Consider the following 14,859-nt stretch of genomic DNA (forward strand, 5'->3'; position numbering starts at 1 on the left):
GTGACGCGTCCTCCTCGGTAGGTTTGGGGTTTCCCCGACCCGGAAGGAGGCCCGCGTGAAGGGCTTCAAGGAGTTCCTGCTCCGCGGCAACGTCATCGACCTGGCCGTCGCAGTCGTCATCGGTGCTGCGTTCACCGCCATCGTCACCGCCATCGTCAACGCGGTGATCAACCCGCTCATCGGCGCGATCTTCAACGCGTCGAGCCTCGACGACACGTGGATCTGGACGATCCCGGGTCTCAACGGCGATGCCGAGATCAAGTTCGGTGCCGTGGTCGGTGCGGTGATCCAGTTCGTCATCGTGGCGGCCGTGGTGTACTTCGCGCTGGTCCTCCCCGTGAACCACCTCAAGAAGGTCGCGTTCGAGCGGGTCAAGAACGACGAGGAGCAGACGCCGCAGGACGTCCCGCCGACCGACGTCGAGGTGCTGCTCGAGATCCGCGACCTGCTGCGGACGCAGAACGGCGTGCCCGCATCGACGGGGTCCGGCGCGCACGTGGCTCCGTCGACCGCTCCCGAGGGTCCCGGCATCGGCGGCACGACCAAGCTCTAGGCACACTCCGAACCACGGCGGGGCGATCGCGCCCCGCAACGAACATCGCGCCCCGTCTCTGCGGGGCGCGATGTTCGTTCGGGGGCGCAATCGCGCCCGCACCGGGGCGCAATCGCGCGCGAAACGTCAGCGGGCGGCGGGAGCGCCGACCGCACGGCGCTTGGCGAACATCGCGATCGCGTACTGCACGCCGGCGAGCACGTGGCCGGCCGTGCCGAGGTAGACGAACACCAGGGCGACGACGCGGACCCACGGGGCGTTCTCGTCGACCGTGTGCACCGCGGAGAACAGCAGCACCGGGAGCCCGACGAACAGCAGCGCCGACCGGATCTTGCCCGTCCAGGTCACGTCGAGGTCCGGGTTGCCGTGGAACAGCACGCTCGAGAGCACGACGAGCACGAGGTCGACGAGCACCACGACGGCGACGACCCACCACGGCAGCAGCCCGGTGAGGACGAGCGACAGCACGATCGCGATGATCGCCAGTCGGTCGGCAACGGGGTCGATCGCCTTGCCGAGCTTCGAGCCCTGGTCGAACTTCCGGGCGATGAAGCCGTCCGCCCAGTCACTCACCCCGATGACGACGAGGGCGACGAGCGCCCACCCGGGGTGTCCAGCGACGACGAGCCACACGAAGACCGGGATCAGCAGCAGCCGGAACAGCGAGATCAGGTTCGGCCAGGTCTGCCAGTCGGGGCGCTCCCGCACGGTGTCAGTCATCGCCGGAAATGCTACCTGGTCACCAATGTGGGGGGACGTCCCGCCGGAGCTGGTCGTCGTTCTCACCGTCGCGGTGCCGCGCCGGCTCGGCGGGCGCGGCGGGGTCGTAGCCCGGCACCGGCTGGGTGGTGACGCGTCTGCGGCGGCGACCCGTGCCTCCAGGGCGGCCGTCCGACTCGCCGCCGACGCGAGCCGCGGGACGGACGGGAGGCGCGGCTGACGACGCGTCGTCGGCCCGCGTCCACGTGCCCACCAGCTGGTCCGTCTCGGGCGTCACCGGCCCCGCGGGCCGGTGTGCCCGCCGGGTCATCGGCGTGCCGGGATCGGCGGGATGCTGATCTCCTGCGTGGCACCGCGGTCGACGCCGAGCACCGACGCGACCGTGTTCGCGACGCGGTCCGGGTCCGAGAACAGCTGGAACGCGTGCACGCGCACGTAGTGCCAACCGAGTCGACGGAGCACCTCGGGGCGGAGGCGCAGCGACTCGCGCAGCGAGCCCTTCACGAGCGAGGCGTCGGTCTCGATCGTCACGCAGACCCCGCCGTGCGCGGCGACCAGGCCGAGCTTGCCGCGGTGCCCGAGCGCGACCGGGATGCCGCGCATCTCGAGGCGGCGCGCCAGGTCGACGAGCAGCGGGTCGGAGTCGTCCGGCACGTACTCGGCGGTCGTGCGGGCACGGACCTCGGCGAGGATCTCAGCGAGCGCGACGGTGCCGTGGCCCATCCGCTCGGCCTCGATGTCGGAGGGCTGGAAGCACGTGACGATCACCATCGAGCGGCGCGCACGCGTCATCGCGACGGCGAGCAGGCGCTCTCCGCCGGGCTTGCCGAGCGGACCGAAGTCACGCAGGACACGACCGTGCGGCGTCCGGCCGTAGCCGATCGAGAACACGACGCGGTCGCGGCTCTGGGCGACGGACTGCTCGAGCGTCGCGACGATGAACGGTTCGGCCCGGTCGCCGATGACGAACTCCGTGAGGTCCTTGTGCCCCTGCGCCGCGGTGAGCACGGCCTGCTCGACCCGGACGGCGTGCTTCGCCGACGCGGTGATCACCATGAGGGACTCGGTCGGCCGGGTGCGGGCGTGGTCCATGACGAGCCGGACCACGCGGTCCACCTCGGCGTCCACGCTCTCGACGGCACCGGACTCCGGGTCCGGCACGGCCTTGCCGTCGCTGACGTAGTCGAGCGCGATGGAGCCGTGCCCGAGGAACGACCCGGCCCACGGGAGCGACTCGATCCGGCCGCCGTAGAAGCGACGGTTCACGAGTTCGGCGAGGTCCTCGCCGCCTGCGCGGTACGAGCGCGTGAGCGAGAGCGTCGGCAGCAGGGTCGACAACTTCGCGAGCGCGGAGTCGGCGTGGAAGGCGTCGAGCGTCTCCTCGTCGACCTGCAGGGCGCGGTGCGCGGGGTCGACGGCGATCCGGAACGGCGACGGCGTCTGCGTCACCGGGTCGCCGAACACGACGGTCTGGCGGGCACGACGCACGGCACCGACGGTCTCGGCGATCGTCACGGCACCGGCGTCGACGAGGATCACGGTGTCGAACGGCATCGTGTCGGCGATCTGGGCAACCTCGTACGGCGACGCGAGCCACACGGGTGCGATCGACCGCGACAGGTGCGGTGCGGAGTCCTGCAGCAGGCGCGAGGTGATCGCGCCCTCCTTCAGCTGCGTCTTGAGGGCGGTGGACTCCTCCGGCCAGTCGACGAGACCGACCTTCCAGTTCTCGGCGAGCTGCCACGCGAGACCCTGGGACACCCCGGCCGCGTGCGCGTCGTCGACGAGGCGGAAGTCGGCCTCGACCCGGTCGAGCATGTCGGTGTTCGCACCGAGCAGGGCCCGGTCGGACTCGAGCATCGTCTCGAGGGCGGACTGCCACCACGCGAGTTCCAGCTCGGCGGGGACGTGCGTGTCCGGCACGTGCCGGTTCGCCAGGTCGGTGATGAGCGGCTCGAGCTGGAGGTCGCGCAGCGTCTGCATGAGCTCGGTCCGCTCCTGCAGGTTGTGCAGGACGTCGGACTCCTCGGCCAGGCGCGCGATCGTCGGCACGAGCTCGTCGACCGGGACGTTCGCCAGCTGGGTCTCGCGGGCGGTGCGGCCCAACGGCTCGTCGAGGCGCGCGAGGTCCTGCACGACGTTCGAGAACAGCACCTGAACGTCCGCGATGCCGGTGGGCACCTCGGGGTTCACGCCGGCGGCGACGTAGCGCTGCCACAGGACGCGCTGCTGCTGCACGCGGGTGAGGGCCTCGTGCAGGTCGGACACGTGCACGCCCGGACGGACGTACTCCCGCGCCAGCTTCTTGAGGCGGCGTCGGTTGGTGCTCGACATCGGTGCGCCCTCGCCGCGGGGGGCGGTCGCGGCCACGAGCTCGGAGACCGAGCGGTCGAAGACGACGGGCAGGAAGCGGTCGAGCGTGTCCCGGATCTCGGTGAGCAGGCGCAGGTAGATGCCGAGCTCGTTGATCGTCGTGAACTGCCGCATGTGCGTCGTCGCCACGAGGTCGTGCGCGCGGCGGAGCAGCGTCGGCAGGGCGTCGGCGTCGAGGTCCTTGGCGATCTTGTGGGCGCGCTGCGCACCGTCGCTCGACGAGAACTTCGCGCCGTACCAGGGCGAGTCGTCCGGGCCGTAGCGGAACTCGCCGAGGTTCGCCGCGCTGACCATCGTCTCGGCGACGCGGGAGCGCCCCTCGACCATGCTCGTCACGCTCGTCTTCGACAGCCGCGCCGTGGTCGACGGCGGGACCGGCAGCAGGGACAGCCGCGAGAGCTCGACGAGGCAGTCCAGCACCGAGACGCGGAAGTCCGGGTCGACGCGGCTCAGCGACCCGCGGTAGTCCTTGAGCACCTTGCGGAGCCGGACCAGGGCGTCGTCGACCTCGCGCAGGTTCGGACGGGAGGCCTTCTCGTTCCGGGCGATCGCGCGGACGACGTCGCGCCGGAGCGTCGACGGGGTCACGGCGACACCGGGCAGCTGCACCTCGGCGAACCGGGCGGCGATGCCACGGAGGGTCGCACGGCGCGGGCTCACGACGAGCACGCGCTTGTTCGCGGCGACGAGGCCACCGAGCGCGTTCACGATCGTCTGCGTGCCACCCGTTCCCGGGAGGGTCTTCACGACGATCGAGTTGCCGGCCGTGATCTGCGCGATCACGTTCTCCTGCTCGTCGTCGGCGTCGAGCAGGAGCGTGTCCGTCTCCGGGCTGCGCTCGTCCGACGGGGTCTGCTCGACCGGGTGGTACGACTGCTCGACCTGCCACTTGGCGCTCGGGTTGCCGGCGAGGGCGTCCAGCACCGGGTGGGAGAGCTCGTGGGTGTCCTCGACCATGCCGGACGCGACCTCGGCGAAGGTGGACACGACGAGTCGAGCGTGCACCGAGAAGCCGGGGATGTGCGCGGTCAGGCCGCGGAGCCGGTCGATCACGGGGTTCGGCGTGAACGAGCCGTCCTGCTGCGCCAGGGCGACGAACGACTGGGCGTCGAGGATGACCCCGAACTGCTCGTGCAGCGCGTCGGCGAGACCCGGGTTCAGCACGGGCTCGCCGAGCAGGCGGACCTCGAAGTCGCGGCCGTGGCGACGGATCGCGAGCGGTCGGAGGAGCACCGGGCCGCGGAACTGCTCGTCGCCGTGCTGCCAGTCGGCCATGCCGATGCCGAGCTTCACGGCGTCGATGCCGCGCACCGTGGCGAGCTCGGTGCCCTTCGCCTCGACGTGTCCGGCGGCGATCCGGGCGGCGCGGAGCGCCACCTCGTCGCGGATCAGGCTCGACAGGAGCGTCGTCTTGCCGGTGATGAACTGGGCCAGGCCGCCCGGGTGCGTCGTCGAGAGTTCGATGCGGGCGCGCGGGTGGTCGGCGAAGTGGGTGAGCGGGCTCGTCCCACCGACACCGGTCAGCTGCTTCCGCCAGACGTCCCACACCGGTTCCGCGGCGTTGCCGGCCTGGAGGCGCGGATCACCCAGGCTGATCGCCTGCGGACTCGTGAGCTGCAGCTCCGGACGCAGGGTGCGGTCGGGTTCGTCCGTCACCACGGCCTCTTCCTGCTGCCCCCGCTGCTCCTGCTCCCCCTGCTGGTCCTGCTGTCCGTCTGCGGGCGCGTCGGCGCCCTCGATGGGGACGTCGTCGTTCACGTCGTCCTCACCGTCGGTCACCCTGTCCGCTCGCCACACATCCGACACTGTAGGCGGAAGCGGGCTGGCACTCTGGCAATGAACCGAGGTTTCGGGGTTTCCGGGCACGCACGATGCGATCCCCGCGGGCCCGATGTGGTACCAACGGGGCATGGCCATCGACGACCGCACTGCTCCGTCCACCCCCGCGCCGGAGTCCACCTCCGTGCCGAACCGGCGCCGATCGGTCCCGGCGGAGATCTCGCGCTCGTGGCTCCTCGTCGCCGGGACGGCCGCCGATCGCTTCGAGAAGGCCCAGCGCTCCCGGGCCGACCAGATCATCCTCGACATCGAGGACGCCGTGGACCCGGCCGCGAAGCCCGGTGCTCGGAACACCGTGGCGTCCTGGTTGGCCGGCGGCGGCGAGGCCTGGGTGCGGATCAACGACGTCACGACCGACTTCTGGGCGGACGACGTCGAGGAGCTCCGTGGCCTGCCCGGGCTGCAGGGCGTGATGCTCGCGAAGACCGAGTCGCCCGCGCAGGTCACCGACACCTGGCACCGCCTCGGCGGACAGACCCCCGTGATCGCCCTCGTCGAGTCGGCGGTCGGCATCGAGGAGTCGGTGTCGATCGCGAAGGCCCAGGGCGCGTTCCGGCTGGCGTTCGGTTCCGGCGACTACCGCCGTGACACCGGCACGAGCGCGGACACGCTCGCGATGGCGTACCCGCGGTCCAAGCTCGTCGTGGCGTCCCGCGTGGGCGACCTGCCCGGCCCGATCGACGGCCCGACGGTCGGTTCGTCGCACCCGATCCTCCGCGAGCAGTCGCAGGTCGCGGTGTCGCTCGGCCTCACCGGGAAGCTGTGCCTCGACACCGAGCAGCTGCCGGTCATCAACGAGGTGATCTCCCCCACGCCGACCGACGTCGCCTGGGCGCAGGACTTCCTCGACGACTTCGAGGCACGCGGGAAGGTCATCCGCGACGGTTCCGACCTGCCGCGACTCGGTCGCGCGCAGAAGATCCAGCGCCTCGCACAGGCGTTCGGCGTCGAGGCACGGTAGGACTGCACCCATGACCTGGTCGAACGTCCCCGGCGGTCCGCCGCAGTCCACTCCCCCCGGTTCCGGCGACCCGCAGCGCGCGGCGTGGGAGCGCGGTGGCACGACGCTGTTCCCGCCGGCCAAGCTCGCCGACCGGATCTCGACCGTGCTGCTGCTGGCGTTCGGTGCCGTGATGACGATCGTCACCGCGGTCGTCGGCATCATCGCGGTGATCTCGGCGACGGCGACGTGCGATGCCTCGGCGGGCTGCTCGCCGGGGGCGTACATCGGCGGTACGGCGATCGCGGTCGGTGGGGCGTTCGTGATCGGGGTCGCCACGGTGGTCCTCGCGATCGGCGCCTGGATCCGTCGGCGGTCGTCGTGGTGGATCGCCGCGGTGGGCTTCGTGCTCGCGATCGCGGTCATCACGTGGGGCGGCGTCGTCTTCGCGGGGGCGGCCGACTCCGGCACGGCCTCGAGCTCGGTCGGCACCACCGCCTGACGCGCGGGTTCGGCGTGGGGCGCGCCGACTCCGAACGACATCTCCGACGTCGTACGACATCGGAGTCGTCGCTGGCCCGCGTCCGCAACAGTTGCGCGCGCGGCGGGACGACATCGTGGCCGTCGTGCGACATCGACGTTGTCGCATCGCGGCGGTGGACGCGACCGCACGGCGGACGGGAGGCGCGGGGCGGGCCCGCACCGTGCCTCCCGTCCGCACCGGGGTAGCGTCCAGGGCATGGTGACGGTCTCGCGTACGACGGTCGCGGTGGTCGGCGGCGGCCCCGCCGGGGTCGTCCTCGGCCTGCTGCTGGCCCGGGCGGGCATCGCCGTGCGGGTCGTCGAGAAGCACGACGACTTCAACCGGGACTTCCGCGGTGACACGGTGCACGCCTCGACCATCCGGCTGCTCGACGAACTCGGGCTCGGGGATCGGTTCGCCGCCCTGCCGCAGTCACGGTTGGACGACTTCTCGCTGCCGATGCCGGACGGCTCCCGGCTGCTGCTCGGCGACTTCTCGCGCCTGCGGCCGCCGTACGACCACGTCGCGATGGTGCCCCAGTGGGACCTGCTCGACCTGCTCGTCACCGCCGCCCGGCAGGAACCCTCGTTCGACATCTCGATGGGCCTCGCGGCGACGGGGACCATCGAGGAGAACGGCGTCGTCACCGGCGTCCACCTCCGCCCGTACCGCGGGGACGGCGAAACCGAGGAACTCCGCGCCGACGTCGTCATCGCCTGCGACGGCCGCGACTCCGTGCTGCGCACCGCGGCGGGACTGCGCCCCCGATCGGTCCAGGTGCCGTTCGACACGTGGTGGTTCCGGCTCCCCCGCGAGCCCGGCGACGCCACGACCGCGCTCGTCCCGGCGTTCTCCGGCACCGACGTCCTGCTGAGCTTCCCGCGGCCGGACTACCACCAGGTCGCGTACTTCGCGCCGAAGGGTTCCGACGCCGCGCTCCGAGCCGAGGGGCTCGGGGCCTTCCGCGCGCGGGTCGCCCGACTCCGACCGGACTTCGCGGGCCGCGTGGACACGATCGCGTCGATGGACGACGTGCACGTGCTCGACGTCCGGATGGACCGGCTGCCCCGGTGGTGGAGTTCGGGACTGCTCTGCATCGGGGACGCTGCGCACGCGATGTCCCCGGCCGGCGGGGTCGGCATCAACCTCGCGGTGCAGGACGCCGTCGCGACCGCCTCCGTGCTCGCTCCGGCGCTGCAGCGAGGGCTGCGCGGGGCGGCGCTCGACCGCACCCTCGCACGGGTGCAGCGCCGTCGGACGCCGCCCGCCGTGGCGATCCAGACCGCGCAGGCGGTGCTGCACCGGGTGGTGTTCGAGCGGGCGTTCGCGGGCGGGCTGCAGTCGGGTCCACCGAAGCTGCCGGTCCTGCTCGCCCGGTGGGTGCCCCCGGTGCGCGGGCTCTACGCCCGCGGCATCGCGTTCGGCCCGCTGCCGGAGCACGCACCCGCCTGGGCGCGGCGCTGACGACGGCGCTGCGCCTGGACCGTGCTGACCCTGGACGGGCAAGGGCGGTCCCGGCGCATGCTGGGGACATGAAGCAACGAGTCATCGGAGACGTGTCGGTCAGTGCCATCGGACTGGGCGGCATGCCCATGTCCATCGAGGGACGACCGGACGAGCGGCAGGCGATCGCAACGATCCACGCCGCACTCGAGGCCGGCGTCACGCTCATCGACACCGCCGACGCGTACCACCTGGCCGCCCACGACGAAGTGGGACACAACGAGGAGCTCATCGCACGGGCCGTCCGGGAGTTCCACGGTCCCGCCGACGACGTCCTCATCGCGACGAAGGGCGGACACCTCCGTCCCGAAGCGGGTGCGTGGGCGCAGAACGGGCACCCGGACTACCTGAAGCAGGCGGCGAAGGCCTCCGCGAAGCGCCTCGGCGTCGAGACGATCGGCCTGTACCAGTTCCACCGCCCGGACCCCGCCGTGCCGTACGCCGATTCCGTCGGGGCCCTCGCGGACCTGCTCGACGAGGGCGTCATCCGGATGGCGGGCATCTCGAACGCCGACCCCGACCAGATCCGTACGGCGAACGAGGTCCTCGACGGCCGTCTGGCCTCGGTGCAGAACCAGTTCTCGCCGAAGTTCCGCTCGAGCGAGCCGGAACTGGCGCTCTGCGACGAGCTCGGCATCGCGTTCCTGCCGTGGAGTCCCCTCGGCGGCATCGCGAACGCCGCGGAACTCGGCACCGCCTACGAGGACTTCGCGTACATCGCGCGGGACCGCGGGGTCACCCCGCAGGTCATCGCGTTGGCGTGGGAGCTGCAGAAGAGCGACGTCGTCGTCCCGATCCCGGGCGCATCGCGCCCCCAGTCGATCCTCGACTCCGTGACCGCCGCGACCGTGAAGCTGCGTCCGGAGGACGTCGCCCGACTGGACGCGTCCCAGCCGGCGGCCGCGTAGACGACGCACCCCGCGCCTCCAGGTCGGCTGTGCCGTCCGCCGGAGGTGCGGGGTGCGTTCGTCGATCGGCCCGCGTCAGGAGGTGCAGACCTTCTGGAAGTCGTTGCCGGCTTCCTGGACCTTCGTGGTCGTGTCGGTGAACTTCGAGATGTCGGCCGACTGCGGGTCCTTCGCGATCGCCTCGATCTGCGTGAGCATGTCGGCGTAGGCCGTGTGGAACGCCTCGGCCTTGGGCTTCACGGTCGGGTTCGTGACGGCGTCGACGCCGTCGGAGAGCGAGGCGTCGAACTCCTTGAGCTTGGCGACGGCGGCCTGCGGGTCGGACTGGAGCTTCGCGACCTCGGACTGCAGCCCCTCGGCGGCGGACTTGACCTTCGACTCGAAGGCCTTGCACGCGGCGGACTGGGACTGGGTCGTGTTCTCCTTCGCGGCGGTGGTGGCACCGGAGCCGGAACCGCCGGTGGAGCAGCCGGCCAGGAGTGCGACGGCAACGACTGCCGTGGCGAGCGAGACGAGCTTCTTCGTCATGGTGATGGGTCCCCCCGGGTCTGACCGCACCCCTCGGTCAGGGCACGGATCCACGTCGAGCGTAGCGTCGAGCGCATGCGTGTCATCCTCCCGGTCAACGGTTCCCTCGACGTCACCGACCTCCCCGACCCGGTACCGGCCCCCGGCGAGGTCCTCATCGAGGTCGCTGCCGCGGGGGTGAACAACGCGGACCTCCAGCAGGTCGCGGGCAACTACCCGCCGCCGCCGGGGGCCTCGGAGGTCCTCGGGCTCGAGGTCTCCGGCACGGTCCGCGCGCTCGGCGACGGCGTCGAGGGCTTCGCGGTCGGTGACCGGGTCTGCGCCCTGCTGTCGGGCGGCGGCTACGCCTCGCTCGTCGTCGCACCAGCCACGCAGGTGCTACCGGTGCCGGACGGCGTCGACCTGGTCGAGGCGGCGGGGCTCCCCGAAGCTGCGTGCACCGTGTACTCGAACGTGGGCATGCTCGCCGGGCTGCGGCCGGGCCAGACCCTCCTGGTGCACGGTGGGACCGGCGGGATGGGGTCGCACGCAGTGCTGTGGGCGAAGGCGCTCGGCGCGACGGTCATCGCGACGTCAGGCGGCGAGCGGAAGGTCCGTGCGTCCGAGGAGCTCGGCGCCGACCTCGTGATCGACCACCGGTCGGAGGACTTCGTCGCACGGACGCTCGAGTTCACCGACGGCCGCGGAGTCGACGTGGTGCTCGACGTCGTCGGCCCGGAGTACCTCGGCCGGAACCTCGAGGTCCTGGCGACGAACGGGCACATCGCCGTGATCGCCTCGGGCAGCGGACGCACGGGCGAGCTCGACTTCGGCGCGATGATGCGGAAGCGGGCGACGATCAGCGCCACCACCCTGCGCGCACGGCCCCTCGACGAGAAGGCCACCATCGTCGAGGCGGTCCGCTACAACGTCTGGCCCTTCGTCGCGGACGGTCGGGTGCGCCCGGTGGTCGACGCGGTCCTGCCGCTCACCGAAGCCGCCGAGGCGCACCGCCGGGTCCGGGACGGCGAGGTGATCGGGAAGGTGCTGCTGACGCCCTAGGCGCCCGCGCCCGCGGGTGCTCCCGTGACACCGATGCCCGCGGACCGCTGGCCCCGGACCAGGTCCAGCACCTGCCCGCACTTCGCCCCGAACGTCGCCCGCAGCAGGTCGGCCGCGTCCGGGTCGTCGTCGAACCGGGCGGGCATGTCGATCGCCAGCATGATCGCGAAGATCATCCCGCTGCCGAGGAACCCCTGCACCTGGTCGTCGGCGATCCCGGCCTCGTCGCGGAGGAACCGGTAGATCTCGAGGAACCCCGCCCGGGCCGCGGCACCGATCGCCGGCTCGGCTCCGGACACGAAACCCTGCAGCAGCAGGGTGTGCAGCCCCCGCGTCGCCGCGAGGTCGACGAACTGCTCGCCGATCACGTGCGCCGCGGTGTCGTCGGGCCCGAGGTGCGCGAGAGTCTCCCGCCACGCGTCGAGCAGGATGTCGAGGGTGTCGCGGAAGACCTCGAGGAAGAGCGCTTCCTTCGAGCCGAACATCCGCACCACGTACGGCTGGCTGATGCCGGCGGCCGCAGCGATCTGATCGGTCGTCGTGCCGTTGTAGCCCTGGCTGCCGAAGAGCCCGCGTGCTGCCTCGAGGATCATCGCGCGACGCTGCGCGGCGGGCATGCGGACGGCCGTCGCCGGTGCAGATGCCGAGGGAGTCATGGTTGACAGGTTATCAGTCGATTACTACAGTCGCCCCTCGTAAGTAATCATCCGATTACCAAACGGAACGGATCCCCACCATGGAACGACGCATCCCCGTCTGGCTGGCCATCGCCGCCGCGTCCCTCCCGATGTTCATGGCGACGCTCGACAACCTCGTCGTCACCAGCGCCCTGCCCGCCGTGCACGCCGACCTCGGCGCCTCTGTCGAGGAGCTGCAGTGGATCACGAACGCCTACACGCTCGCGTTCGCGGCGCTCATGCTGCTCGCCGTCGGTCTCGGTGACCGGCTCGGCCGCCGTCACCTCTTCGTCGCCGGCATCGCCGTCTTCACCGTCTCCTCCGCGTTCGCCGCGATGAGCACCGACCCGACCTCGCTCATCGTCTGGCGTGCGATCGAGGGCGCCGGCGCCGCCGCGATCATGCCGCTGTCCCTCACCTTGCTCGTCGGCAGCGTGCCGGACCGGCTCCGCACCGTCGGCATCGGCGTCTGGGGCGGCATCTCCGGCCTCGGCGTCGCGCTCGGCCCGCTCATCGGCGGAGCCGTCGTCGAGGGCTGGAGCTGGGAGGCGATCTTCTGGCTCAACGTCCCGGTCGGCATCGTCGCCGTCCCGCTCGCACTGTTCGCACTGCCGAACACCCGCGGTGCCCGCGTCCGCGCCGACGTCGTGGGCGTGCTGCTCGCCGGCCTCGGGGTGCTCGGCGTCGTCTTCGGGGTCGTCCGCGGCAACGACGCCGGCTGGACGAGCGGCGAGGTGCTCACCGGCCTGGTCGGCGGCGGCGTCCTGCTGGTCGCGTTCGTCCTCTGGCAGGCCAGCACCACCGCGCCGCTGCTGCCCCTGCGGTTCTTCCGCGACCGGAGCTTCGCCCTCGCCAACGTCGTCGCGATGACGTTCTCGTTCGGCGCGTTCGGCGCGGTGTTCATCCTCATCCAGTTCCTGCAGGTCGTGCAGGGGCGCACCCCGCTCGAGGCCGGCATCTGGACGATGCCCTGGACCCTCGCACCGATGGTCATCGCCCCGCTCGCCGGGATCATCGCTCCCCGGGTCGGCACCCGTGTGCTCATCACCGGCGGCATGGTGTTCCTGTCCGCCGGACTGTTCTGGATCGCTGGCACGATGGCCGCGGACGTCACGTTCCCCACGCTGCTGCCGGGCTTCCTGCTCGCCGGCGTCGGGATGGGCGCGGTGTTCGGTCCGATCTCGACCGCGGTGCTCGCCCGGATGCCGCAGCACGACCACGCGAAGGCGTCCGGTGCGAACTCGACGCTCCGGGAGATCGGGGTCGCGCTCGGGATCGCCGTCCTGACGGCCGTCTTCACGGGGAACGGCGGTCAGCTCACGCCGACCGGCTACGTGGACGCGGCACAGCCCGCCGTGATGGTCGGGGCGGCCGTGGTCGCGGTCAGTGCGTTCGTCGCGGCGTTCCTGCCCGCGGGTCGGTCGGCGCACGTCCCCGAGACGGTCACCGACGACGGCCTGGAGGCGCAGCTCGCCGCCGCCTCGCCGGCCCTGGTCGCGTAGGCCTCCAACACCCCTTCGCTGAACACCGGTGCTCGTACGACGCACCGCGGAATGTCGCGGTGCGGGAGACGAACACCGGTGTTTTGCGGAGGGGAGGGAGGGTGTCAGGCGTGGACGCGGGAGAGGAACTCGACCAGCGCCGGGTGCTGCGGGGCGTCGAGGACCTCCGCCGGAACACCCTGCTCGACCACCTCGCCCTGGTGCAGGAACACGATCCGGTCGGCCACGTTCCGCGCGAAGTGCATCTCGTGCGTGGTCATCAGGATCGTGGAACCCTGCCGCTTCAGCTCGGTGACGAGGTCGAGGACCTCGCCGACGAGCTGCGGGTCGAGCGCGCTCGTGACCTCGTCGAGGAGGAGGAGCTCGGGGTCGGACGCGATCGCCCGCACGATGGCGACGCGCTGCTGCTGCCCGCCGGAGAGCCGGTCCGGGTACGCCCCCGCGAAGTCCGCGAGGCCGATCCGCTCGAGCAGGCGACGGGCCGTTGCCTCGGCTTCGGCCCGCCCGACGCCGTGCACCTGCCGCGAGGCGAGCGTCACGTTGTCGAGGACGCTCAGGTGCGGGAACAGGTTGAACTGCTGGAAGACGACACCGATCCGGGCGCGGGTGGCATCGACGTCGATCCGCGGGTCGGCGATGTCCGTCCCCTGCAGCAGGATCTCGCCGTCGTCGATGCCCTCGAGCAGGTTCACCGTCTTGAGCAGCGTCGACTTCCCCGAGCCGGACGCGCCGATGACGCAGATGACCTCGTGGCGGTGCACCGTCAGGTCGATCCCGCGCAGGACCTCGTGCTCACCGAAGGCCTTGCGAAGGCCGCGCAACTCGAGGACCGCGGCCGACGCGTCGGGCGTGATCCGTGCCTCCAGGCCGCTCATACGGCACCCCCGATCTGCTCGCGCCGCTGCTGTCGACGCGCGATCGCGTCGGTGACGCGGATCAGCGGCAGGCTGATGACCACGAACAGCAGGCCGGCGACGAAGTACGGCGTGAAGTTGTAGGTCTCCGCCTGCGCGATCTGCGCGGACCGGACCGCGTCGACGGCACCGAGGATCGACACCAGGCCGACGTCCTTCTGCATCGACACGAAGTCGTTCATGAGCGCCGGGGTGACCTTGCGGATCGCCTGCGGCAGCACCACCAGCCGGAGCGTCTTCGCGTGCGACAACCCGAGCGACCGGGCTGCGAGGCGCTGGGAGGGGTGCACGGCCTCCATGCCGGCGCGGAGCACCTCCGCGATGTACGACGAGTACGTCAGCACGATCGCGATCGTGCCCCAGACCTCGGCGGGCAGGCGCGGGAAGACCCCGAGGCCGGGGATCCCGTAGCCCACCAGGTACAGCACGATGATGAGCGGCAGGCCGCGGAACAGGTCGGTGTACCCGGTGGCGAGCATCCGCAGCGGGAAGAACACCGGGCTCCGGAGGCCCCGCACCACGGCCAGCAGGGTGCCGAACACGGCGACACCGATCGCGCTGAAGAACAGGATCCGGATGTTGAGCCACAGGCCCGCGAGGATCGACGGGAACGAGTCGATCGCCGTCTGCGGGTCGAAGAACGACTGCTGGACCGCGGCCCACCCGGGCGTGTTCACGACGCCGAAGTACGCGACCGCGATGACGACCACCGTCGACGCGACCGACACCACGATCGAGCGGCGTCCGCGCTGCCGACGGTAGAGACGGCGCTCCAGCTCGATCTGGCTCGGCGCGGGAGCGGCCACCGGGGTGCCGGCGCCGGCTGGGACGGTCACGC

14 protein-coding genes are annotated in these 14,859 nt (G+C 71.7%); 7 read left to right on the top strand and 7 right to left on the bottom strand.

Annotated features, from left to right (window positions below):
• The first annotated feature begins 55 nt into the window (after nucleotides 1–55).
• Nucleotides 56–553, top strand: a complete 498-nt coding sequence (mscL, locus tag ABIC61_RS10990; RefSeq protein WP_354029921.1) for a large conductance mechanosensitive channel protein MscL — start codon at nucleotides 56–58, stop codon at nucleotides 551–553.
• A 126-nt stretch (nucleotides 554–679) separates the two neighbouring features.
• Here the strand turns inward: mscL and ABIC61_RS10995 are convergent, their stop codons facing one another.
• The 3 genes from ABIC61_RS10995 to ABIC61_RS11005 are packed head-to-tail and all read right to left on the bottom strand — an operon-like array spanning nucleotide 680 to nucleotide 5,305.
• Nucleotides 680–1,273, bottom strand: coding sequence for a CDP-alcohol phosphatidyltransferase family protein (locus ABIC61_RS10995; protein ID WP_354029922.1), 594 nt, complete (start codon nucleotides 1,271–1,273; stop codon nucleotides 680–682).
• A gap of 19 nt (nucleotides 1,274–1,292) precedes the next feature.
• Nucleotides 1,293–1,550, bottom strand: a complete 258-nt coding sequence (locus ABIC61_RS11000; RefSeq protein WP_354029923.1) for a hypothetical protein — start codon at nucleotides 1,548–1,550, stop codon at nucleotides 1,293–1,295.
• A gap of 29 nt (nucleotides 1,551–1,579) precedes the next feature.
• A complete protein-coding gene (locus ABIC61_RS11005) occupies nucleotides 1,580–5,305 on the bottom strand; it encodes an AAA family ATPase (protein ID WP_502908804.1) in 3,726 nt (1,241 codons plus the stop codon).
• A 250-nt stretch (nucleotides 5,306–5,555) separates the two neighbouring features.
• Here ABIC61_RS11005 and ABIC61_RS11010 point away from each other — a divergent pair, with 250 nt between their 5' ends.
• The 4 genes from ABIC61_RS11010 (at nucleotide 5,556) to ABIC61_RS11025 (ending at nucleotide 9,359) form a co-directional block, all read left to right on the top strand.
• Nucleotides 5,556–6,446: an HpcH/HpaI aldolase/citrate lyase family protein gene (locus ABIC61_RS11010; RefSeq protein WP_260852620.1), complete on the top strand. Its 891-nt coding sequence runs from the start codon at nucleotides 5,556–5,558 to the stop codon at nucleotides 6,444–6,446.
• Nucleotides 6,447–6,456: 10 nt separating this feature from the next.
• Nucleotides 6,457–6,927 (top strand): DUF6264 family protein, encoded by a 471-nt coding sequence (locus ABIC61_RS11015; protein ID WP_354029925.1) that lies wholly within the window; start codon nucleotides 6,457–6,459, stop codon nucleotides 6,925–6,927.
• A 237-nt stretch (nucleotides 6,928–7,164) separates the two neighbouring features.
• Nucleotides 7,165–8,412 carry an FAD-dependent oxidoreductase gene (locus tag ABIC61_RS11020; protein ID WP_354029926.1) on the top strand — a complete coding sequence of 416 codons (1,248 nt, stop codon included), beginning with the start codon at nucleotides 7,165–7,167 and terminating at the stop codon, nucleotides 8,410–8,412.
• A 68-nt stretch (nucleotides 8,413–8,480) separates the two neighbouring features.
• Nucleotides 8,481–9,359 carry an aldo/keto reductase gene (locus tag ABIC61_RS11025; protein WP_354029927.1) on the top strand — a complete coding sequence of 293 codons (879 nt, stop codon included), beginning with the start codon at nucleotides 8,481–8,483 and terminating at the stop codon, nucleotides 9,357–9,359.
• 75 nt (nucleotides 9,360–9,434) lie between these two features.
• On the opposite strand, the gene ABIC61_RS11030 is transcribed toward ABIC61_RS11025, so the two are convergent.
• Nucleotides 9,435–9,887 (bottom strand): hypothetical protein, encoded by a 453-nt coding sequence (locus tag ABIC61_RS11030; RefSeq protein ID WP_354029928.1) that lies wholly within the window; start codon nucleotides 9,885–9,887, stop codon nucleotides 9,435–9,437.
• 75 nt (nucleotides 9,888–9,962) lie between these two features.
• Between ABIC61_RS11030 and ABIC61_RS11035 the strand changes: the two genes are divergently transcribed.
• Nucleotides 9,963–10,928 carry an NAD(P)H-quinone oxidoreductase gene (locus ABIC61_RS11035; protein ID WP_354029929.1) on the top strand — a complete coding sequence of 322 codons (966 nt, stop codon included), beginning with the start codon at nucleotides 9,963–9,965 and terminating at the stop codon, nucleotides 10,926–10,928.
• Here ABIC61_RS11035 and ABIC61_RS11040 read toward each other — a convergent pair.
• Nucleotides 10,925–11,584, bottom strand: coding sequence for a TetR/AcrR family transcriptional regulator (locus ABIC61_RS11040; protein WP_354029930.1), 660 nt, complete (start codon nucleotides 11,582–11,584; stop codon nucleotides 10,925–10,927). The genes ABIC61_RS11035 and ABIC61_RS11040 overlap by 4 nt on opposite strands.
• Nucleotides 11,585–11,664: 80 nt before the next feature.
• Between ABIC61_RS11040 and ABIC61_RS11045 the strand changes: the two genes are divergently transcribed.
• Nucleotides 11,665–13,107: a DHA2 family efflux MFS transporter permease subunit gene (locus tag ABIC61_RS11045; RefSeq protein WP_354029931.1), complete on the top strand. Its 1,443-nt coding sequence runs from the start codon at nucleotides 11,665–11,667 to the stop codon at nucleotides 13,105–13,107.
• A gap of 104 nt (nucleotides 13,108–13,211) precedes the next feature.
• Here the strand turns inward: ABIC61_RS11045 and ABIC61_RS11050 are convergent, their stop codons facing one another.
• Both ABIC61_RS11050 and ABIC61_RS11055 read right to left on the bottom strand, forming a co-directional pair.
• Nucleotides 13,212–13,982 carry an amino acid ABC transporter ATP-binding protein gene (locus ABIC61_RS11050; protein WP_354029932.1) on the bottom strand — a complete coding sequence of 257 codons (771 nt, stop codon included), beginning with the start codon at nucleotides 13,980–13,982 and terminating at the stop codon, nucleotides 13,212–13,214.
• Entirely contained in the window at nucleotides 13,979–14,857 is an 879-nt protein-coding gene (locus ABIC61_RS11055) for an amino acid ABC transporter permease (RefSeq protein ID WP_354029933.1), read from the bottom strand. The genes ABIC61_RS11050 and ABIC61_RS11055 overlap by 4 nt, the downstream gene beginning before the upstream one ends.
• Between the last annotated feature and the right edge of the window lie 2 nt (nucleotides 14,858–14,859).

The organism is Curtobacterium sp. 1544 (genome assembly GCF_040544915.1).
In the GTDB taxonomy this organism is placed as follows: Bacteria; Actinomycetota; Actinomycetes; order Actinomycetales; family Microbacteriaceae; genus Curtobacterium; species Curtobacterium pusillum_C.